The organism is Flavobacterium erigeronis, from assembly GCF_054075165.1.
In genome coordinates, this window is record NZ_JBSKGP010000007.1 from 311,909 (window position 1) to 332,306 (window position 20,398).

Genomic DNA, 20,398 nt, shown 5'->3' on the forward strand with positions numbered 1-20,398 from the left:
CGAGATTAAATTACGGTTAACACCATTTTTTAAAGGTTCTTTTGTTAGTATATTTACCCTGTGAAATAAGAAATATCGAATGTTTAATGAAGAAGTTTCGATATAAAAATCTCAATTTTTGCTATTTATGAAAAAAACACAAACTAAGATTTTATTAGTTGACGACGAACCAGATATCTTAGAAATCGTTGGCTATAACCTTGCTCAAGAAGGCTACCAGATTGTTACAGCATCAAATGGAAAAGATGCTATAGCAAAGGCGCAGAAGGAGCTGCCAGAATTAATCATTATGGACGTGATGATGGCAGAAATGGACGGAATGGAGGCTTGCGAGCATATTAGAAAAATTCCAGAATTAAATAATGTTATCATAACATTCCTTACAGCAAGAAGTGAAGATTATTCTCAAGTAGCTGGTTTTGACGCCGGTGCAGATGACTACATTACAAAGCCTATCAAACCAAAATTGTTAGTGTCTAAAGTAAAGGCGCTGTTAAGAAGGTTAAAAGAACAGGAAGTTGTTACAGATACTCTAAATGTAGGCGGAATCGAGATTAATCGTGAAGAATACAAAATCATAAAAGGCAATGTAGAAATTGCTTTGCCAAGAAAAGAGTTCGAATTATTTTATCTATTGGCTTCAAAACCAGGCAAAGTTTTTAAAAGAGATGAAATCTTGGATAAAGTTTGGGGTAACGAAGTTGTGGTTGGAGGAAGAACAATCGATGTTCATATCAGAAAACTGCGCGAGAAAATTGGTGAAGACCTTTTCAAAACAATCAAAGGAGTAGGATATAAATTTGAAGTGTAGTTTTTTTTAAAGCTTCTAAGGTTCTGAGTTACTAAGCTGCTGAGGTTTTGTAGCCTGAATTTTAAGAAAGATTAAATACATTCCAATTATTTTAAAATCTTCTATAAATATTTGAACCATATAAGTCATATAAGTTCATTTAATTATAGTATCGATAATTAATAATTTAAGATCATCTTTGTCAAAGTTTTTAACTTTGACAAAGATTTCCTTTTTTTATGTCATAAAGTAATTTTTTAGTTTTCTACTTTAAATGAACTTATATGACTTATATGGTTCAAAATATAATTTTAAATATTCAATGAAGATTAATTTTAAAAAAACATACAAATTTGCTATTAAATCGGCATTGTATATCAGTCTGTTTACCACAGGATTTGTGCTCATACTGATGTCTTTGTTCTACAAAAACCAATTAAAACATCAAGTAGCATTTGGAATAATCTTTATTATTGCCATTTATATATTCTCTTTTCTGGTTTTGCAATATCGTGTAGAGCGATTTATTTACAGAAGAGTAAAGAAAATTTACGATGAGGTTTCCTTATTAGAATCGACAACACTTATCAATCAGCCTATTAATACCGATATGGAAACGCTTTCGCGCGAAGTGAAAAAGTTTGCGACCGATAAAAAACTCGAAATCGAAATGCTCGAAATTCGCGAACAATATAGAAGAGAGTTTCTTGGAAACGTTTCGCACGAATTAAAAACGCCTTTGTTTACGGTTCAAGGTTACGTTTCGACTTTGCTAGACGGTGCAATGGACGATAAAAACATTAGAAAGAAATATTTGAAACGCGCCGAAAAAGGAGTGGAGCGACTTATATATATAGTAGAAGATTTGGACATGATTACCAAATTAGAATCGGGAGATTTAGATTTGAATATGACTGATTTTGATATTGTCGAATTGATTGAGAATGTTTTTGAATTGCTGGAAATGAAAGCAGACAAAAAGAAAATCAAACTATCTTTTGAAAGTAAAAATGTGAAGTCGGTTATGATTAGAGGCGATCAGGACAGAATTCAGCAAGTGTTGGAAAACCTGATTGTAAACTCTATAAAATATGGAAAAGAAGGCGGTCTGACGGAAGTTGGCGTGGTAAACTTAACGAAGAAAAAAGTCTTAATTCGTATTAGCGACAATGGAGAAGGGGTTGAAAAACAAAACATTCCGAGACTTTTTGAACGTTTCTATCGTGTTGACAAAAGCGGAACGCGATCTGAAGGCGGTTCTGGTTTAGGATTGGCGATTGTAAAGCATATTATTGAAGCACACAAAGAGAAAGTTTACGTAGAAAGTGAGTTCGGAATTGGCTCTGAGTTCTCTTTTACACTTGAAAAAGCAAATAAATCGGCAAAAGCTGAGGTTAAATAAGCTCAAGCCAATAGGAGTTAAAAGCCCTGAAACAGGGGTGTTTAACAATAAATCAACATACGGATTTCGGCCGTAACATTAAATTTTTATTATAGTAACATCTGGTTAATGATTTCTTAACATAGGTGGGTCATCTTTGCATCCTGAAATTAAGGGCATTAGAAAAAATGATAAAAAAAATAATATTAGCCGTTGCATTAATAGCTGTTTCTGTTGCAAATGCACAGGAACCAAACAAGCAGGAACTGAATAAACAGGATGTAAAAAACGAGGTAATGCGTATTTTAGATTCTATAAATAAAGCCAAACTTCCAGAAACTAAATCGGGATCAGGTGTTGAAGAACATTGGTACGATAGAATTTCGCTAAGAGGTTACGCTCAAATCAGATACAATGGTTTGCTTTCTACAAACGATAAAGTATCCTGCGATCAATGTGATAGATCTTGGGGAACAACTTCTACAGCTCCAGATGCAAAAGCAAACAACGGACTTTTTATTCGCCGTGCACGTTTAGTGTTTTCTGGACAAGTACACCCTAATTTATTTTTCTATTTTCAGCCCGATTTTGCTAGTTCTCCAAGCACTGGAGTTCAGAACTTTGTACAAATTCGTGATTTGTATTTTGATGTTTCTTTCGATAAGAAAAAAGAATATCGCGTGCGTGTGGGACAAAGTAAAATTCCATACGGATTTGAAAATATGCAGTCAAGTTCTCAACGTTTAACTTTAGACCGTGCCGATGCTATCAACTCTTCAATCTTGAATGAGCGTGATTTAGGAATCTTCTTTTATTGGGCTCCAGCTGAAATTAGAAAGCGTTTTGCGATGTTGGTTGATGACGGTTACAAAGGTTCAGGAGATTATGGAGTTTTTGCTTTTGGAGTTTACAACGGGCAGATTGCAAACAAGTTAGACGGAAACAGAGACTTAAATGTGGTAACTAGAGTAACTTATCCTTTTGTAATTGGAAGCCAAATTATAGAACCTGGAATTCAGGCTTACACTGGAAAATGGGCATTTACAGGAGAAGTTTCTCCAGGTGTTACAGTCAATGATCCTCAATATGTAAAAGATCAGCGAGTGGGTGCAACTTTCGTTTTGTATCCAAGACCATTCGGAATTCAGACCGAATATAACATCGGAACTGGACCTCGTTACAATACCCTTACCAATACAATAGAACAAACTGATTTGAACGGAGGTTACGTTTTATTAAACTACAAATGGGATATTAAAAAACAGCATATTTATCCTTTCGCTAAATTTCAATATTATGACGGAGGAAAAAAATATGAAAGAGATGCTAGAAGCTACGTCGTAAGAGATTTCGAATTTGGTGTAGAATGGCAGATTTTCAAAGCATTGGAGTTTACAGCCGAATATGTAATCGCAGACCGAACTTTTGAAGACAGCGTACTGCCAATAAACAGACAGAAAGGAAATGTGCTTAGAATGCAAGTGCAGTTTAACTTCTAAAAAAATAGTACGCGGATGAAACGAATTCGCTTTCGCGAAGACACGGATAAAAACGGATTTCTTTATAAAAAAAATATGAATTGCCTCCAGCTTTAGCTGGAGGTTTTTTTATGATAATCTATAAGGCTTTAGCCAAAATAGAAATTTTAAAAATAGAAGAAGATAAATAAAAAAATCAGTTTTTATCCGCGTTTTGCTTTAGCAACCCGCTTCATCCGCGTTCCAATATTTAGCTGTTTTTTCCTCGAAAACTTTAAATAAAGAATCCCAGTCAATATTATTTTCAAATTGAGACAATCCTTTATAAGACTGTACTTTTGATAAATCTTCAATTGTAAAATCATCTTGCATGGCATACGGTACAAGATTTTCTTCCTGAAGTTTTATTGCCAAATATTCCTGTTCGTACTGTCCAGGCGTTGGAATAAAAAAAGCTTTTTTGCCCAATTTTGCCAAATCCATTACAGTTGTGTAGCCAGAACGACACAACACAAATTCACTTTCGTTAAAAGTCTGTTCCAGCTGTTTGGAGTTCATGAAGTTATAATAAGTAACATTTCCTGCCTGCCATTTTTCTTGCGATTTTTCTACAATTCCTTGCACAAAAACTACTTTTCCAGGAAAGTTTGTCGCTTCTTTCTGCAGTTTTTCATCCAAGAAAGTGCGTTGCGGTTCAGGTCCAGACAATATAATCATAAGATCATATATTTTGGGAGTGTCCTTTTTTTTCATTCGGCTCAGCGGGCCAATATATTTTAGGTTTAGTTCATCATTTTTTAAATGCCCCAAATCTCCAGTTAGATTTATTTCTTCGTTCGTATCAGGAACCCAGCATTCATCGTATTTTTTAATAAAATGCTGATGACATTTACTCGTAAACCAAGTTGTATTTCCTGTCATTACATTCAATTGATGCGTAATGAAAACAGAAGGCACCTTTTTGCTGAAAACCCCCAGTCTGTTATCTGAGATAATACCATCAATGCCATGTTTTTTTATCCAATGATTGATCATTTTCTTCTCATCCAAAATGGCAGTAATCATCTTCGGAAGATTTTTAATCAGCTTCCATTTAAAGTTTTTCCCATTCTTTGCATATTCAATATGATAAGAAGGAAGTTCTAAAGTCTGTATGTAAGGAAATTCTTTTCGTAATAACGACAGCGCCACTCCATCAGAAGCAATGATCGGAATGTAATTATTCTCTTGAAGCGCCTTAATAATAGGAATGCATCTCGTTGCATGTCCAAGTCCCCAATTTAATGGAGCAATTAAAATAGTTTTATTCGCAGAATAATCAATACTCATTTTTAGCACGTTTTAAAAACGAAGATAGAAAAATATGTTTTCTATGTTATTTCGAGTTTATTACTAAATTATTAATTTAAGGTTCTAAGCTTCTGAGGTTCTAAGATGCTAAGCTTCTGAGGGACTAAGTTTTTTTATAGATAATATATAGATTTAGAGGAATCCTTGCAAGGCTTAATATTCATAAACAAATGAAACATCTCAAAGTAAAAGTATTGCAGCGTCGACGAAATTGAAATGCAATAGGTATTGTCGCTCCCCTGGAGCTATTTTATGATGGTTATTAATCTCTATAAATATTATACTCCGCTGGAGTATTTTAGATTTTATAGATGTAGAGTAGTCCCAGCGGGACTTAATATTTATAGTGAAATAAATCGTTTCAATATAAAAGCCTCGGAGAGGCGACATTAAATCGGAATGCATAGGTACGCGTCCTAATGAGATAATTGTTTAGAATTAATGTTTTTAAATATTATTCTCTGTTATTATAAATAAAAAAACCGAACTGCAAGTTCGGTCTTTAAAAATCTTAGTAGCTTAGTAGCTCAGAAACTTAGTACCTTAGAGACTTAGCACCTCAGAAGCTTAGCACCTTAATCCTGAATATACGTCTTATTGCCATTTTTGTTAATATAGTATTTTCCGCCTCTTGGGCCTGTGTATACTTTTTTGCCATTGTATTCGCCAGTAACTTTATCTGGAACAGATGGCGCTTTTTCGTTAGTTTCTTTTAAAGTTTTAGTTGCCGATTTTTTGGTAGCTGTAGCATCTTTCTTAGCAGCGTCAGCTTTTGCGGTCGATTTTTTAGCGTCGGCTTTGGTTTTGTCTGCAGTGCTTTTAGCTTTATCAGAGGCTGCAGTAGCTTTTTTGGCATCAGCTTTAGCTTTTGCAGCTTCTTTGTCGGCCGTCTTTTTTGCAGCATCAGCAGATTCTTTCTTTGCTTTAGACGAAGCAGCTTTTGCGTCGTCTGCCGCTTTTTTAGATTTTGTAGCTTCTTTTTTGGCATCAGCCGAAGCTTTATCGGCACTAGCTTTAGCTTTTTTTGCCGAAGTTTCTGTTTTGCTTTTCGTAGTTTTTGCAGTTGTTTCTTGTGCGTAAAAATTAGAAGAGAAAACAACTAATAAACAGATTAATACTAATTTTTTCATAAGGTTATACGTTTAAATTTCAATTAAAATTAAACAATTTATTGTCATCTTTTTCGAGACACATTAAAAATATGCACGCAGCTGAACGTTTCCTGTATGAATGGTAGATCCCATCTCGCTTTTACGTCCTTGATAGTTTAAATTGACATCCAAAAAAGACGTAAGGTTCTTTTGCAGAAGCAGTTTCCAAACCAAATTCGATCCAGCTTGAAGTCCTTCCAGCATCTGAAAACCTACAGATGAGAATTCGTTTCCATTAAATTTATTTTCATAAAAAGAAAATTCTCCATTTACGGTTACTTTCTTTTCGCCCGCATAAGAAAAAGAGGTTCCGATTCTGTTTTGGTCTAAAGTTTCGAGATTTCCAATCTGATTTTTCTTATTCTGAAGCTCATAAAAGAAATCCAATTTGGTGTTCTTTGAAAATAAATAACTGATTTTTGGCGCGATCTGCCAGCCGTTGATATCATAATTTTTTTCGACAAAATCTTCAGAAACCAAATCTGTTTTTATGGTTTTGGTAAACAAATTAAACAGCCAGCTTTTTTGATATAAATGCGTGTATTGAATTTGATGCGAATAATTCTTCACCTGCTGCGACCCAACAGAAAGCAGACTTTTACCTTTGTTAACCAAATAAGAATACGTAACAGAATGTTTTTGCTTGCCTCGGTTGTAGAATAAGCTGTTTCTAAAACTCGAATTCAATCCTAAAATATTCTCTTCTGACGAAGCAAACGGATTAAGTTCTAATTTTTCGCCATCGCTTTTCACCTTTCGATCCATTATAAAAGAAGTCTGATTGTAAAAATAAGACAGCAGTTTTTTAAACCCTTTTTCATTCTGCCATTGCAGCGGATTCAGAGTTAAAGATTGTGAAAATTTATTTTGGTTGGTTTTAATGTAAACTTGATTCGGCAAAAAGATCCTCACATATCGCGCCTGATCTTGGTAAATCGCAACTTCAAATTCCTCTAATTCCTGAATCCCATTTCCGTTATAGTCGTTCCAAGTGTAAACTCCCTGTCCAGTCGGCACTTCTATATATGTAAATTCTTGTTGGGCAATGGTTCCAGAACTGGTTTCATAAGCCGTTCCAATTTGCATTAATTGATTAAAAAAACGGTCGTTGTATAAAACTCTCGAATTTAAAGAAGGCTCATTTTGTCTCGATTTGTCTGTAAAATCCAGATTTCTATAACTCGCATAAACCGCTAAATCGGTCTTTTTGTTCTGAATTAATTTCGACTTTAAATAATACGTCTGCGAATTATTCACGTGCTGCAATAAGCCGTTTTGCAAACTATCGTTGCGCCTTTGCAGAAAACCAATTTCGACAAAAACTTTGGTGCTGTCGCCTCGTCCAGTAAAAACGCCATATTCTGAAAATCTTTGGCTTAAAGCCGAAAACTGATTGGTAATTTTATCTTTTTCCTGATTATTTTCTAACTGCATGCTGCCTCCAATCCAGTTTTTGCCAAAATGATATTTGGCTCTAGTCTGATTTCTAATAAATTTTGAAGTCGAAGCGGTTGCATCAGAATTTAGGAAGCTCCCATTATTTTCAATTGTCCATCTTTTTAATTTGAACAGCGCATTAGTCGTATGTCTGGCTCCAGTATAGCTTTCGCTAAAATCTAATTTCTCAAATTGATACGTTAGCAAGCCAATATTTGAAGTTTTATTTTTCGAAAATAAATCAAAATTCAAACCCGTAACCAAAAGACTTTGATTGCCCAGAAGAGTTCCAGTTAAATTCCAGTCGCGATTAAATTCGATATTGTACAAACGTTCGATAGATTTAAAATCCTGCTGTACGAATTGATAATTCGCGAAAGCGTCTAAACTCCACGCTCTAGAAAAAAGACGTTTTTTAAGATTGGTTTTAAAAGCAACTCCTTGATTGTTAGAATCATCAATTCCAGAAAATAAATTCTGGTCATTATTGCTGACCGCCACTTCAAAATCGACCAATGTTTTCTCATTCGGATTGTATTTTCCTAAAAAAGTTGCCACTTGAAGTTTCATTGGCGCCACAAGCTGTACAATAGGTTCGTAATTTCCTTGTAAAACTCCATTCACGGGTTCAACATATTGATAAATGCGCTCAACCGAATTATTATTTTGGATGATATAATTTCCAGCGTTTGCACCAACCTGACTGAATCTGACGTTATACAAAACATCAGCAGGATTGTTCGAATATTCGTAAACTTCAACCGAGTTGACCAATATTTTTCGATACAAAATTTTATTCTCGGTATAAGAATCTTCATAAGCAGAAGGCGCTTTCATTAAATTGACATCATCTCCAGCTTCGCTTAAAATTTGAACTTGTTCCGGAGAAAGATTTTGTTGCAATGGCTGATTTTTCATATCATTTTCAGAATACAAATAACCGCCAAAACTCCAGTTTTTGTTCTCGTGTGTTGCTCCTGCGTAAGTGACTAATCGGTTATAATTTCGTTCAGAATATTGGTATTCTACATTAATACGCATTTCTGAAGTAATGGTAAAAAGAGAAGTGAAAACAATTTCTCCTGCATTGTAATCAATAACATAATCATTGTTTTCGCCACGTTTGAGCAAAACGCCATTTACGTAAACACGCTCAGAACCCGAAATTACGAGAACGTACAATTCGCCATTCTGGCCTTTTAATTTGTAAGGGCCTTGATTTCCTTCCTGACCAATAAAAGTACTTTTGGCATATTGACCTCTAACAAAAGCGACCGAAGCAAAAACATTAGTCTTGCTTTTTTCGGTATCAAAATCGAAACTTGCCGAAAGTCCCTGAACTTTTTTATTGAAACTCAAAAATTGGGTTTTCCTATTTTCTAAAAAGACATCGCCTGCGCGAATGTTCCAATCTTCGCTGAAAAGCTCTATGAAAATATTATCAAACTGATCGAGTTTCTGCGAATAACCGCCGTCTTGTAGCGGAATATTACTGTCTTGTAGTGAAGCTCTCAAACTCACTTTGTCTGAAAGTTTTCCTGTAATCTGCAGATCTAGATTAGAATTTAAAACAGTACTCTGATTGTTGCCGACAGTTATTCCTCTCGTAATGCTTCCAGAGGTTTCAAGTCCGTCAAACGGAGTTACTTTTTTAGCGTTCGAGTTATTATCTATTCGATACAATTTGTCTGTTCCAACATCGCCACTCACAATCTGATCCGATTTGTAAAGGCTGTATTCTTTGGTTAAAAGCTCGGGATAATTAAGATAATTGACAATTAAAGTATCTGAAACCGATTGGAATTTTTCATTTAAAAGCAAATATCCTTTTTCAAAATTCACGTTATAAAAAGTCGAATCAATAGGTTCGTTTTTAGTATTCAGAATTTGAAAAAATCCAGAGTTGATCGACATTTTTTCAAGGCGGATGGTATCTTTTGAAACAATTACTTTTTTGGTTTTGTACAGCGATTCAGTTTCCTGAGCCTGAAGCGCAGAAAACCAGAACAAAACCGTCAAAAACAGTAATTTTTTCAACATAAATACTTTAACTCTAAAAAGCCAAAAGTAGTATTTATAATCAAGAAATTCCAAATCAGTACATATACGAGCATTCAATTCTTTAGAAGAATTTTTTATTATAAAAAAAATAATATTTAGTGAGTATATATTTACAAAATTGTCCTCTTTAACATTATAGAAATGATATGGATTATGAATATTTTAGTTGGAAATAAATTGAGAATGCTTAGAAAAAGTAAAAATATGTCACAGGAAGAAGTGGCAGATTATCTGCATGTATCTCAATCTGCCTATGCTAGAATGGAGAATGGAGAAAGTAGTTCTTGGGCTGCTCACATTTTAAAAATTTCTAAAATTTTTGCAATAAGTCCTGAGGAATTATTAAAAATAGACAATGAAGAAAAAAAAGAAGTGTTGCCATATGCTATTGCTCAGTTGTCAGAAAAAGTTATTGAACAATATGAAGAGCGAATAAAAGAGTTGAAAAAGGTGATTAAGGATTTGAGGAAAAAATAGAATGTAAATAAATAAGACTCCATATATAGGAGTCTTATTTATTATTTGTTATTATCTTTTGGAAATTTTACTCCCCGCCTAAGAAAGATTAGGAAAGCTATTGCTAGAAATAATGCTAGGTATAGCTTTAAATCAAATTTATGATCAATTATTTTTTGTAGAGAGAATGAATTGCCTTCAAAGAAAATAATCCAAAACATTACAATTATAGCAATAGGACTAAAAATATAGTTGTATACGAAAGTGAGTATTTTTATATGATTTTGTTTCATGATTACTCTATAAATCTTATTAATGTCTCGTCTGAAGTGCTTAATACAGTATTTATTAAATTGTCAGAATTTTCAAATATATAAAAATTAAATTGATCAGGATCATTAGGAGCAATAATCTCCATATAGAAATCATCAAAGTAAATATATTCAGCTTCTAAAGTTGTGCGTTCCGTAGCACAATCGATAAAAGCCCATGTAAGCTCAACTAAACCTCCGCTTACAGCTCCTTTAGCTGCTCCAAAAACGGCTCCTCCTACAGCTCCAGTGGCAGTTCCGATTCCAGGTAATGCTACAGTTCCGCCAGCCGCGCCAGCTAATGCTCCCCCAGCGGCACCTACTAAAGCACCAGTTGCAACTGCTCTTCCTATGCTTTTTCCTTTTGTAGCAAAACAATCTCCAAAACCAGCTCCTTTTCCTGTTTTATTTGTCTGAGATTTATTTAAAATTGTGCCTATTTCATTGGTAGTTTTTTCAATTGTATTAAATATAAAATTGGCTTCATTTTTAAAATCAGATGAAAGACTATTGTTGTTAAGTAAGATTCTTTTTGAGTTTAAAAGCTCAATAATCTTATTATCATAACAATTTGCAAGATCCTGATAAAAATTTAGCATAAACTGGCTTTCTTCGTGATTGTAATGCGGAGCCAAAGTAATTTTAATAATCTCCTCCTGTGGAATACTTTTATTAACATTCAATGATTTTGGTTTAGTTTTAAAATACTTTAAATAGTTTTCTTCAACATTAGAATTAAGAGTCAATGTTCTTAGTGTGCTAATTTGATTGTCTACTGATTTGTTCAAAGTAAAATAGTCAATGTTATTTGCTGACTTATTTTCTACAGATTCGTCTTTACTGCATGAGTATGATATGCCAATAAATAGCATTGTGATAAAAAAAAGCTTTTTCATTATAATAAATAGGTTGGTTAGTAATAATTGAATTAAAAGCTAAATTATTCACTATGTTGCATTTGTGTTATGCAAAATCAGGGTATTCTTAATCTTAATTTGCATAAGTTTAATAGAGTTGAAATATTATTCGCATTATAAATCCAATCTTTTTTTTAGCTTTGTTTACGATATAACTAACTTAAATTATGGATACTAGCAAAGAACTTTTATTCTTTTTTAGTGCTTTGGGAGCTTTCAACGGAATTATTCTCGGAGTTTATTTCTTCTTTTTTACTAAGAAAAAATACCTGACGAATTATTTTCTGGGCGCGCTTTTGTTTGCTCTGAGTATCCGAATCGGGAAATCTGTATTTGTATATTTTCATCCCGAACTGCCAAAAATGTATCTCCAGTTTGGCTTGACAGCTTGTTTCTTTATCGGACCTTGTTTGTATTATTTCATCAAATCGGCGGTGGATGAAGTTCAGATAATGTCCAAATCATGGAAATTGATATTAGCATTTTGGGGCACTTTAATTGTCGCAGTCGGCGTTTTTTATCCGTATGAAATGTATCCAAAATTGTGGGGCGGTTATTTTATAAGGATCATTTATTTTCAATGGTTTATTTACATTTTGCTTGCCGGTTTTGAACTGCGAACTGTTTTGAAAAAAATCCTAAGCAGAAAAGAAAAAACAGCTCCTGCCGAAATGTGGTTTGGTATGCTTTTTTTGGGAAATTTTCTATTGTTTCTATTTTATTTCTTATCCATTATTGGAGCGCCAGGAGCAACGTATATTAGTGGAGCAGTAGTTTTTTCATTCATTTTATATTTAGGAATTTCGATTCTTTTGTACAGAAAAAAAACAGACGATCTCTTTTTGTTGAATGGAAAGATTTCGAATAAAAAAATCGACTCGGCAGAAGCTGTAATGTGGTCTGAAAAACTCGAAAATGCCATGCACGAAAAGAGTTTGTATAAAAACCCGAATCTGACTCTTCAAGATTTGTCTCAAGAAATTAATATTTCGAGCCACCAGTTATCGCAGTTTTTAAATAATAATTTAGGAAAGAATTTTACCAGTTTTGTCAATGAATTTAGAATAGCCGAAGCTTGCAAAATTATAGCTTCCAACAACAAACTGACTTTAGAATCTGTTGGCTATGATGTTGGATTTAATTCCAAATCGACTTTTTTTGCCGCTTTTAAAAAACACACCGGAACAACACCGCTAAACTATCAGCTTCAAGCTTTATAAAATTTGGATATGAGTATTGGTAAAGAAATAGTATTCTTCTTGGGAGCTTTAGGCGCTTTTAACGGATTTATTTTAAGTCTGTATTTTTTGTTCTTTACCAAGAAAAAATATGTTTCTAATTTATTTCTTGGGGCACTTTTATTGGTTTTAAGCATCAGAATTGCGGTTACGGTTTTCGTATATTTTAGTAACGATCTTCCTAAAACATATTTGCAGATTGGGCTTTCGGCTTGTTTGCTAATTGGGCCGTTTTTGTATTACGTTTTAAAATCGGCGATTCATAATACAGTTTCAAAACAATGGAAATGGCATTTAGGAATTTGGTTTTTGGCAGTTTCAACTATCGGATTTTTTCTTCCGTATGAAAATTATCCTGTTTTATGGAATTATTATTTTGTGGCTTTTATTTTCTTCCAATGGTTTTCGTACCTCTTTGTTTCTGGTTATGAAAGCCGTTTGCTACTTCAAAAAATAATCTGGAATTATGAAAGTTCTTCTCCCGCAGAAAGATGGTTTACGGCTATTTTCTTTGGTAATGCAGCCGTATTCATTGCTTACTTTTTAGGATTTTCACGAGTTCCTTTTGTTTCCTGCATTACAGGAGCAATAGCTTTCACCTTTATTTTATATCTGATTATTTTGGTTCTGTTGCATCGAAAAAAAACCGATGATTTGTTCTTGATCAATAATCAGAAAAGCAAAAAAATAAGCGATGCAGATGCTGTCGTTATTTCTCAAAAACTAGAGAAAATTATGAATGAAAAAGCATTGTACAGAAATCCGAATTTGAGTTTAAAAGATTTATCGGAAGAAATTAATATGCCAAGCCATCAATTGTCTCAGTTTTTAAACAACAATTTAGGCAAGAATTTTACGAGTTATGTTAATGAATTTAGAATTGAAACCGCTTGCAGAATTATTTCGTCAAACAATAAACTGACTCTAGAATCTGTTGGCTATGATGTGGGATTTAATTCGAAATCCACTTTCTTCGCAGCGTTCAAAAAACATACAGGAACAACTCCTTTAAATTATCAGCTACAAGAATTATCGCTTAGATAAATTTAGTTTACAAAAATTATATTATTGACTCAAAGAAAGACGAAGACAACAAGAATAAAACTTTGCGTCTTAGCGCCTTTGCGCGATTATTTCGTATTTTATAAAGAAACCTTTGTAACTCTGTCACTTTGAATCTTTGTATCTCAAAAAAAAAGTCCTAATTTATAAATCCGTACTCCTGATTTCGCTTTCGACGACCTTATAACACGATTTAGAACTGACTTTTGTTCCATCAAAGTCAAACTTAATCGCTAGAATTTTATGAGGTTTTTAATTTTAATTTTCGTTTTTATTTATTTCCTGATTTTTTCATCAATGGAAATAAAAGCACAAGCTGTAAAAAAAGTTACAGACAAATCCTATGTTAAAGAAAAGGATCTAATCATCAAAACAGTTCCAATAGCTGTTCCCGATACGATAATTCCCAACGATCAAGAACACAATAAATTAAATGAAGTAGTTATAAAAAGTCAGCCTTCCTTATTAAAATACGGAGCCAACGGAAATATTGATGTGAATGTAAACGGAACGGTTCTGGCAACGAGCAGTTCGGTAAACGAATTATTGTCTAGAGTTCCAAACGTTGTGGTTGCCGACGGAGAAATCAGCGTACTCGGAAAGGGCGAGGCGATTATTTATCTTAACGGAATTTTGATTAATTACGAAAGATTTGCTGCAATTCCCGTTTCACAAATTCAGAAAATCGAAGTGATTTCGAATCCTTCTGCCAGGTACGATGCCGAAGGAAAAGCGGTTATCAATATTATCACCAAACAAAACAAAGAAAGTGGCATGATGGGAACTGCCAATCAGCACACGTCGGTTTCTAAATTTGGCGGAACGAGCTACAATACGCTTCTTGATTTTAGTTATTCTAAAGGAAAATTTTCTTTTATAACTAATTACGGTTTGCAGTTGGGAAGAAACCGCGAATTATTGTACACCACGAGAACGCGCCCAGATCCGGAGGAATATATGAAATCGGAATTGACAACCGACTGGAAAAGAAGGTTTAATAATTACTCAAATTTCGGATTCGGGCTTCAGTATAGTTTTTCTCCAGACAATTATATTTCGCTGGCTTACAGCGGAAACGTAAATGATTTAGGCGGAATTACAGAAAGCCGAAATTCGATAACGAATAATTCTGGCATCAGTTTTTACGCAACAGATGTAGACCGAAATGATGTTTTGCTGAATCAGTTTGTAAATTTAAATTATAATATGAAAACCGATCCCAAAGGGTCAACACTATTTATTGGTTCGCAATATTCCAATTACAATCAAACGATTGATGATTTTATTGAAGAAAATAGCTGGGCTGACGAAACAGCTGATAAAAGATATTTGAAAAATAATGTAGAAAGCCGAATTAATATTATCGCGATTCAAACGGATTATTCGAAGAAAATAAATGAAAAAACAAAGCTAGAAATAGGAGCAAAGTTCAGTCATGCCACCATAAAATCGGGAACAGATTTCCTGATTGCCGATGCGGATGATATGGATTATGAATTGGACGACGAACTTTCGAGCGATTTTGAATACAATGAAAAAATTACAGCGGCTTATTTAAATTATGTTGGATCTTGGGGAGAAAAAGTCAATTTTTCAGTTGGAGCAAGGGCAGAACGAACCAGTTATAATCTGTTTACAAACGCCAACGGAATTCAGGAATTTGAAAAAGCGTACGGCAACTTTTTTCCCAACATGCTTTTAAATTTTAATTTTTCAGAAGATTGGAAAGGTCATTTCTCGTACGCTGCCAGAATAACCAGACCGAGATATCAGGCTTTAAATCCGTATGTGATTTATCAAGATCCGTTTACGACCATTGAAGGGAATCCGAATTTGCTTCCAGAAAAAACACATGCTTTTGAAATAGGCACGATGTACAAAAAGTTCGATTTCAAAATTGGCTACACGTATAAAATTGACCCGATTTCTGCAGCCGCTTTACGAGGCGACACGCCAAACAGCTATATTCTGAGAGCTTTAAATCTCGAAAAAGGACACGTATTTTTTACGTCGCTTTCGAGATCCTTCAATCTCAAATGGTGGAATTCTACCAATACCATAAGCATGAACTTAACCAAATCGGTTGACAATTTTTATGAATTTGAATTCAGCCCTGTAAAACCTCAGTTTTATTTGTATTCGAATAACACTTTTACGATCCCGAAATTTTTTAAGCTACAGCTTTTGGCTTGGTACTTAGGAGATCGCAGCTACGGATTAGGAAGCGAAAACAGCCGTTCGACCGTAACTTTGGGAATAGAAAGAAACTTTTTTAAAGATGCATTAAGACTTAATTTTTCTGCCAATGATATTTTTCACAAGTTTATGGTTTCTGGAGATTACAATGTTGGACAAACCCAGATTTATTATCATCGAACGTATACGAGTAATTACTTTAAACTGATAGCAACCTACAATTTTGGAGATTCAAAAAAGACAACCTATAAAAAATCTGAAATTGAGCAGTCGGAGAATAATAGGGCGAGGTAAGTTATACGCTTAAGTTATATTCACCATTGTTGTAGCTTTCAATTATTTTTTTGCTATTAGCCATATCTTTTTCTAAAACTTTTAAAATTGCAGGACTATTTCCTCCTGCAGAAACAGACCAAGGTTGAATATTTGACATGTATTCATTAGTAATAAAAGCTGAAATGCCATTGTTTTCCAATAGATTTTTAATATTCATCGTTTCAATATAAGAACCTCTAAAAATTTCTATCATTGTTTTTCGTGTTTTTCAACTTAATACATATGTTTGTTTGGTAAATAGCACTGATTAAAGCTATTGTTGTTGGTAACCATGGGTTAAAATCAATTTTTTTTATGAAATACAATATGCATAAAAGAATTGTAAATAGTAAAAAGAAATAGATTGTAATTAATTTTACTTTAGGAGTAATCATAAGATTTAATTTAATAGTTGTTCATTCCAATATTCACTATAAAAATTATTGGATTTCATGAGCTTTTCATGATTGCCAAATTCAGATATAGTTTTATTTTCTATTATATAAATAGTATCGGCTATGTTTTTGAGTTTGTTCAAACGATGAGAAATAAATAATATGGCGCAATCTGTTTTTATTTTTTTCAACAATTGCATGGTAAAGTTTTCCGTATTTCTGTCCATTGCAGAAGTTGCTTCGTCAAGAATTATAAACTGTGGTTTTTTGTATAAAACCCTTGCTAAGGCAATAATTTGCTTTTGCCCGCCACTTAAATTAATTCCTTCTTCTCCAACAATTGTTAGTAGACCTTGAGGCAGTTGATCAAAGTAAAAATCAAATCCAAACTCCTGAATAAAAGTTAAAATGCTTTCAGATGTATCTATAGTTCCAAGAAGAATATTGTCAATTACAGTCCCGTTAAATATGGTAATTTCTTGAGGAATTACGGCTAACAAATCTCTATAGTTTTTAAGGCTGATATCTTGAAGCCTATATGTATTGTTAACTATAATATTTCCATTTTCGAAATTGTAAAAACGCTGTAAAATTTGCCCTAACGTACTTTTTCCGTTTCCGCTTTCACCAACAATGGCAACAAATTTCCCTTTTTCAATTTCGATATTTATGTTCCGAAAAAGTTCACTTCTTCCAGCAAATCTGAATGAAAGATTTTCAATTGAAATGGTATTAATTTCAAAAATTTTATGCCCTTGTTCACTTTCCTTTTCGATTGAAGCAAATTCATACATCCTATTGAATGCAATTTTAGCTTCATTTATAGGAATTGAAATTAAAGCTAGGTTTGCAATTGATGGAAGCAATGAGCCAACAATTCCTAGAATAGCCATTAATTCTCCAATTTTAATTTCTTTGCTAAAAACCTGAATAGAAGTATAAATTAAAATGCCAATAATAAATGCAACGTTTGCTAAACCAGATTGCCAAGATAAGCTAATATTGATTTTTCCAAGATTAAAAATTTTTTCTTGGTAAACAGAAAAAATGGTCTGATTTAATTTTTCAAAAACAGATTCTTTATTGTCAATTTTAACAGCAGCAATTCCTTGAATTGTATTGATGAAATTACTTTCGTTTATTGCAGAACTTTGCATAATCTCTTTTTGGGACAGCAAGATTTTTTTATTGTTTCTATAGATTATAAAAAAATATACAGGAATGCTTAAGAGGCAAATTATTCCGAGTTGCCAAGAGTAAGAAAATAAGAAAACCGTCGAGATGATTGTAACCAATATATCGATTATTAAAGAACTTGTTAGTATTTTGATCACATTCTGTATGCGTTGCGTATCATTTAACCTTGAAACGAGTTCTCCTGTTTTTCTATTGTCAAAAAAAGGTTTTGGTAAGTGTAACAATGAAGAAAAGAAAAAAAGATTTATCCTGGTATTAAAATCTTTAGATTGTCTAAGTAAAAAATACTGTCTTAGAATAGCTATTCCAACACGAGCGGTGAGTAAGATAGTTAACAGAATAATACCAGAAACTAATTTGTTGATATTGTTTGAAGGTAAAATATCATCAATTAATTTTTGAGAAAAGAGTGCCATTGCCAATCCTAAACCTGCAACAAAAACACCCAGTATAATAGAAATCCAAATTAGTTTATAATCTTCTTTTAATAAATCTATAAACCATTTTCGTTGCTTATTTCGTTCTTCTTTTTTAGTAATAAAATTTTCGTTTGGTTCAAGTGTCAGACAAGTTTTAGAAATCCAAAAATTTTCTAATTGCTCTATTGATAAATTGTAAATTCCTACTGCGGAGTCGCCAATTAAAAAGCCATCTTTCTTAGAGTATTGATAGCAAATTACATAATGTTCTAACTGATTTTCGATTAATAGATGGAGAATGACAGGTTTATTATGTTCAATCAAGGAGTTTATATCAGCTTCACAACCTTCTGCAGTAAAACCTAATTTATTAGCAGCTTGAAATAAACCCAGCATTGTTGTGCCTTGTTTTGTCGTGCCACTTAATTCTCTTATTTTTTCTAAAGAACTATTGCCATTATATAATTTTATAATAGATAATAAGCAAGATGGACCGCAATCAGATTGATCTAATTGTAAGGTGTGCGTTTTTGAAATTTGTTTTAAGTCTAACATGGGGCTTTATTCTCCGTTTAATTTTTTAATCAAAAATTCAGGTTTTGTCTGACCTTTAATTTTTTCTATTAGTTTTTGATTTTTATCATAAAGAACAAAGCAAGGCAGTGAGTTTACATCAAATGTAGAAGCAAAAGTAACTTTGCCGTCATGTAGAAAATGAATGTTATCATAATTATTCAATTTATATTGTTGTGCAAATTTTTTTATTCGATTTGGATTTTCAAATGATACAAAGATGATTTGAACGTATCTAAACTTTTTAATATTTTGACTCAACATCTTTGCTTCTTCATTGCAGTAATCACAATCGGTATTGAAGTAAATAAAAATTACAGGAGTATACTTTTTTAAGTTACTATTGGTGAAATCTTCTCCATTGATATTCAGAAAGGAGAATTTGGGAATAGTTTTGATTTTCTGCTGAATTTCCTTTTTATGAGTAATCTTAGAAATTATCTCATAACCCAAAAAGATAAAAATGCTGGCGAATAATAAGGCAAATGTAATTTTGAGAAACTGTCTCATTTTTTTTGATTATCTTTTAATAAGGTTATAATAATTATCAAGATCATTGGGACAATTCTTGATATGGTTTGAAGTAAATCGGCGTTATAATAGAAATAATTGATTATATATAACATAATCATTATGCAGGATAGCGCGAAGAGAGCTTTTTTAAACGTTGACATATTAACTATAATTAAGAGTGAAAAACATCACCGTTGCCACCCATAAAAGGAGAAATGGTACATAGCTTAGTCCAACGATTTTTAAACCATAATCAGCATTTGTATTGGTTATTCTGCCGATTTGAAATCCTAAATAAATTATGTAGAAAACCTCAAATAGGTTTAAAACCTGAAATGGGTAAATAAACCATGTTTCTAATCCTTTATAGCCAACAATGTTAAGTGCAGATAACGGATAGAAATTTTGGATATCATTTAAATTGTAATTGGTTTGAAAAAAGTAAAACCACAAAATTTTTAGAATAGGCACTAATACAAAAATGAACTCAGCTTTTATAGTTATGTTCCATAATTGGGTATATTTTATTTCCTTGCCAAATAAAAACAAACCAGCATATAAAATCGTGGATATTATTATAGTTTTGATTAGAATTAACAAAGGAATATATAGATAAGTTAGCCAATGCCATTTATCTTGAAATTCAAAGTAACTATTAACTTGCTGGACAGATAAAAAATCGCTTAAAAAGTGATGAAGCAAATCTTTTAGATTGAGAATTTTATTTGTTATTTCTGTTATAAAGACAAAAGAAATAGTAAGTAAACTATATCTAAGAAAAGTGTTTCTCATTTATTAGATGTATTGCTTTTTGTGTAAAACGCATTATTCATTTATGAACAATGCGTTTAAATTTAAAATAGTTCATTATGATGAATTACTTACTTATTCAGATTATTTAATATTTTGTAAAGAATATATAAAGCAGATCTATTAAAAAGCGGGAGAGTATGATGATTTACTTTAAAATCTTGAAAATATGTTTCCACTGAATAAAACTTCCAATAGCTAGTAATAACATTGCAGAAGCATTAAATAAAAAATAAAAGTCTTTAGTCTCTAGGTATCTATAAATATGATAACCTGTTAATCCACATGCTATGTATAAAATTACAAAGTATAGCCATTTTTTAAATTGCAAATTTGAGTTTTTCATTT

At 32.7% G+C, this 20,398-nt stretch carries 15 protein-coding genes; 7 read left to right on the plus strand and 8 right to left on the minus strand.

All coding sequences use genetic code 11. The features are described from left to right. The first annotated feature begins 127 nt into the window (after positions 1–127). The 3 genes from ACWA1F_RS15625 (at position 128) to ACWA1F_RS15635 (ending at position 3,670) form a co-directional block, all read left to right on the plus strand. Positions 128–811 carry a response regulator transcription factor gene (locus tag ACWA1F_RS15625; RefSeq protein WP_008465097.1) on the plus strand — a complete coding sequence of 228 codons (684 nt, stop codon included), beginning with the start codon at positions 128–130 and terminating at the stop codon, positions 809–811. A gap of 301 nt (positions 812–1,112) precedes the next feature. Continuing rightward, positions 1,113–2,192: a sensor histidine kinase gene (locus tag ACWA1F_RS15630; protein ID WP_456894855.1), complete on the plus strand. Its 1,080-nt coding sequence runs from the start codon at positions 1,113–1,115 to the stop codon at positions 2,190–2,192. 167 nt (positions 2,193–2,359) lie between these two features. Beyond that, entirely contained in the window at positions 2,360–3,670 is a 1,311-nt protein-coding gene (locus tag ACWA1F_RS15635; protein WP_456894857.1) for a porin, read from the plus strand. A 198-nt stretch (positions 3,671–3,868) separates the two neighbouring features. Here ACWA1F_RS15635 and ACWA1F_RS15640 read toward each other — a convergent pair whose 3' ends face one another. The 3 genes from ACWA1F_RS15640 to ACWA1F_RS15650 all read right to left on the minus strand — a co-directional run bounded on the left by ACWA1F_RS15640 (position 3,869) and on the right by ACWA1F_RS15650 (position 9,627). Beyond that, positions 3,869–4,978, minus strand: a complete 1,110-nt coding sequence (locus tag ACWA1F_RS15640; RefSeq protein ID WP_456894859.1) for a glycosyltransferase — start codon at positions 4,976–4,978, stop codon at positions 3,869–3,871. Positions 4,979–5,574: 596 nt separating this feature from the next. Next, positions 5,575–6,129 (minus strand): hypothetical protein, encoded by a 555-nt coding sequence (locus ACWA1F_RS15645; protein WP_456894861.1) that lies wholly within the window; start codon positions 6,127–6,129, stop codon positions 5,575–5,577. A gap of 63 nt (positions 6,130–6,192) precedes the next feature. Next, positions 6,193–9,627: a hypothetical protein gene (locus ACWA1F_RS15650; protein ID WP_456894863.1), complete on the minus strand. Its 3,435-nt coding sequence runs from the start codon at positions 9,625–9,627 to the stop codon at positions 6,193–6,195. Between the two features lie 174 nt (positions 9,628–9,801). Here ACWA1F_RS15650 and ACWA1F_RS15655 point away from each other — a divergent pair, with 174 nt between their 5' ends. Then, complete coding sequence (locus ACWA1F_RS15655; protein WP_456894865.1) at positions 9,802–10,125, plus strand: helix-turn-helix domain-containing protein; 324 nt, start codon at positions 9,802–9,804, stop codon at positions 10,123–10,125. A 274-nt stretch (positions 10,126–10,399) separates the two neighbouring features. Here the strand turns inward: ACWA1F_RS15655 and ACWA1F_RS15660 are convergent, their stop codons facing one another. Beyond that, positions 10,400–11,311 (minus strand): glycine zipper family protein, encoded by a 912-nt coding sequence (locus tag ACWA1F_RS15660; protein ID WP_456894867.1) that lies wholly within the window; start codon positions 11,309–11,311, stop codon positions 10,400–10,402. Between the two features lie 188 nt (positions 11,312–11,499). Between ACWA1F_RS15660 and ACWA1F_RS15665 the strand changes: the two genes are divergently transcribed. The 3 genes from ACWA1F_RS15665 (at position 11,500) to ACWA1F_RS15675 (ending at position 16,122) form a co-directional block, all read left to right on the plus strand. Next, positions 11,500–12,552 carry a helix-turn-helix domain-containing protein gene (locus tag ACWA1F_RS15665; RefSeq protein WP_456894869.1) on the plus strand — a complete coding sequence of 351 codons (1,053 nt, stop codon included), beginning with the start codon at positions 11,500–11,502 and terminating at the stop codon, positions 12,550–12,552. A gap of 9 nt (positions 12,553–12,561) precedes the next feature. After that, complete coding sequence (locus tag ACWA1F_RS15670) at positions 12,562–13,614, plus strand: helix-turn-helix domain-containing protein (protein WP_456894871.1); 1,053 nt, start codon at positions 12,562–12,564, stop codon at positions 13,612–13,614. Between the two features lie 315 nt (positions 13,615–13,929). After that, positions 13,930–16,122, plus strand: a complete 2,193-nt coding sequence (locus ACWA1F_RS15675; RefSeq protein ID WP_456894873.1) for a TonB-dependent receptor domain-containing protein — start codon at positions 13,930–13,932, stop codon at positions 16,120–16,122. A gap of 1 nt (position 16,123) precedes the next feature. Here the strand turns inward: ACWA1F_RS15675 and ACWA1F_RS15680 are convergent, their stop codons facing one another. From ACWA1F_RS15680 to ACWA1F_RS15695, 4 genes are all read right to left on the minus strand, one after another. Beyond that, on the minus strand, positions 16,124–16,357 hold the full coding sequence (locus ACWA1F_RS15680) for a putative signal transducing protein (RefSeq protein WP_456894875.1): 234 nt from the start codon (positions 16,355–16,357) through the stop codon (positions 16,124–16,126). Positions 16,358–16,543: 186 nt separating this feature from the next. Next, the gene (locus ACWA1F_RS15685) at positions 16,544–18,709 is read right to left on the minus strand and encodes a peptidase domain-containing ABC transporter (RefSeq protein ID WP_456894877.1); all 2,166 of its coding nucleotides are present in this window, start codon (positions 18,707–18,709) and stop codon (positions 16,544–16,546) included. Positions 18,710–18,715: 6 nt separating this feature from the next. Further along, a complete protein-coding gene (locus ACWA1F_RS15690) occupies positions 18,716–19,237 on the minus strand; it encodes a TlpA family protein disulfide reductase (protein WP_456894879.1) in 522 nt (173 codons plus the stop codon). A 165-nt stretch (positions 19,238–19,402) separates the two neighbouring features. Further along, positions 19,403–20,032 carry a hypothetical protein gene (locus tag ACWA1F_RS15695; RefSeq protein WP_456894881.1) on the minus strand — a complete coding sequence of 210 codons (630 nt, stop codon included), beginning with the start codon at positions 20,030–20,032 and terminating at the stop codon, positions 19,403–19,405. Between the last annotated feature and the right edge of the window lie 366 nt (positions 20,033–20,398).

Bases quoted from the DNA above. Each gene is read 5' to 3' on its own strand.
- ACWA1F_RS15625 (WP_008465097.1), top strand. From the start codon at position 128: ATGAAAAAAACACAAACTAAGATTTTATTAGTTGACGACGAACCAGAT.
- ACWA1F_RS15630 (WP_456894855.1), top strand. From the start codon at position 1,113: ATGAAGATTAATTTTAAAAAAACATACAAATTTGCTATTAAATCGGCA.
- ACWA1F_RS15635 (WP_456894857.1), top strand. From the start codon at position 2,360: ATGATAAAAAAAATAATATTAGCCGTTGCATTAATAGCTGTTTCTGTT.
- ACWA1F_RS15640 (WP_456894859.1), bottom strand. From the start codon at position 4,978: ATGAGTATTGATTATTCTGCGAATAAAACTATTTTAATTGCTCCATTA.
- ACWA1F_RS15645 (WP_456894861.1), bottom strand. From the start codon at position 6,129: ATGAAAAAATTAGTATTAATCTGTTTATTAGTTGTTTTCTCTTCTAAT.
- ACWA1F_RS15650 (WP_456894863.1), bottom strand. From the start codon at position 9,627: ATGTTGAAAAAATTACTGTTTTTGACGGTTTTGTTCTGGTTTTCTGCG.
- ACWA1F_RS15655 (WP_456894865.1), top strand. From the start codon at position 9,802: ATGAATATTTTAGTTGGAAATAAATTGAGAATGCTTAGAAAAAGTAAA.
- ACWA1F_RS15660 (WP_456894867.1), bottom strand. From the start codon at position 11,311: ATGAAAAAGCTTTTTTTTATCACAATGCTATTTATTGGCATATCATAC.
- ACWA1F_RS15665 (WP_456894869.1), top strand. From the start codon at position 11,500: ATGGATACTAGCAAAGAACTTTTATTCTTTTTTAGTGCTTTGGGAGCT.
- ACWA1F_RS15670 (WP_456894871.1), top strand. From the start codon at position 12,562: ATGAGTATTGGTAAAGAAATAGTATTCTTCTTGGGAGCTTTAGGCGCT.
- ACWA1F_RS15675 (WP_456894873.1), top strand. From the start codon at position 13,930: ATGGAAATAAAAGCACAAGCTGTAAAAAAAGTTACAGACAAATCCTAT.
- ACWA1F_RS15680 (WP_456894875.1), bottom strand. From the start codon at position 16,357: ATGATAGAAATTTTTAGAGGTTCTTATATTGAAACGATGAATATTAAA.
- ACWA1F_RS15685 (WP_456894877.1), bottom strand. From the start codon at position 18,709: ATGTTAGACTTAAAACAAATTTCAAAAACGCACACCTTACAATTAGAT.
- ACWA1F_RS15690 (WP_456894879.1), bottom strand. From the start codon at position 19,237: ATGAGACAGTTTCTCAAAATTACATTTGCCTTATTATTCGCCAGCATT.
- ACWA1F_RS15695 (WP_456894881.1), bottom strand. From the start codon at position 20,032: ATGAGAAACACTTTTCTTAGATATAGTTTACTTACTATTTCTTTTGTC.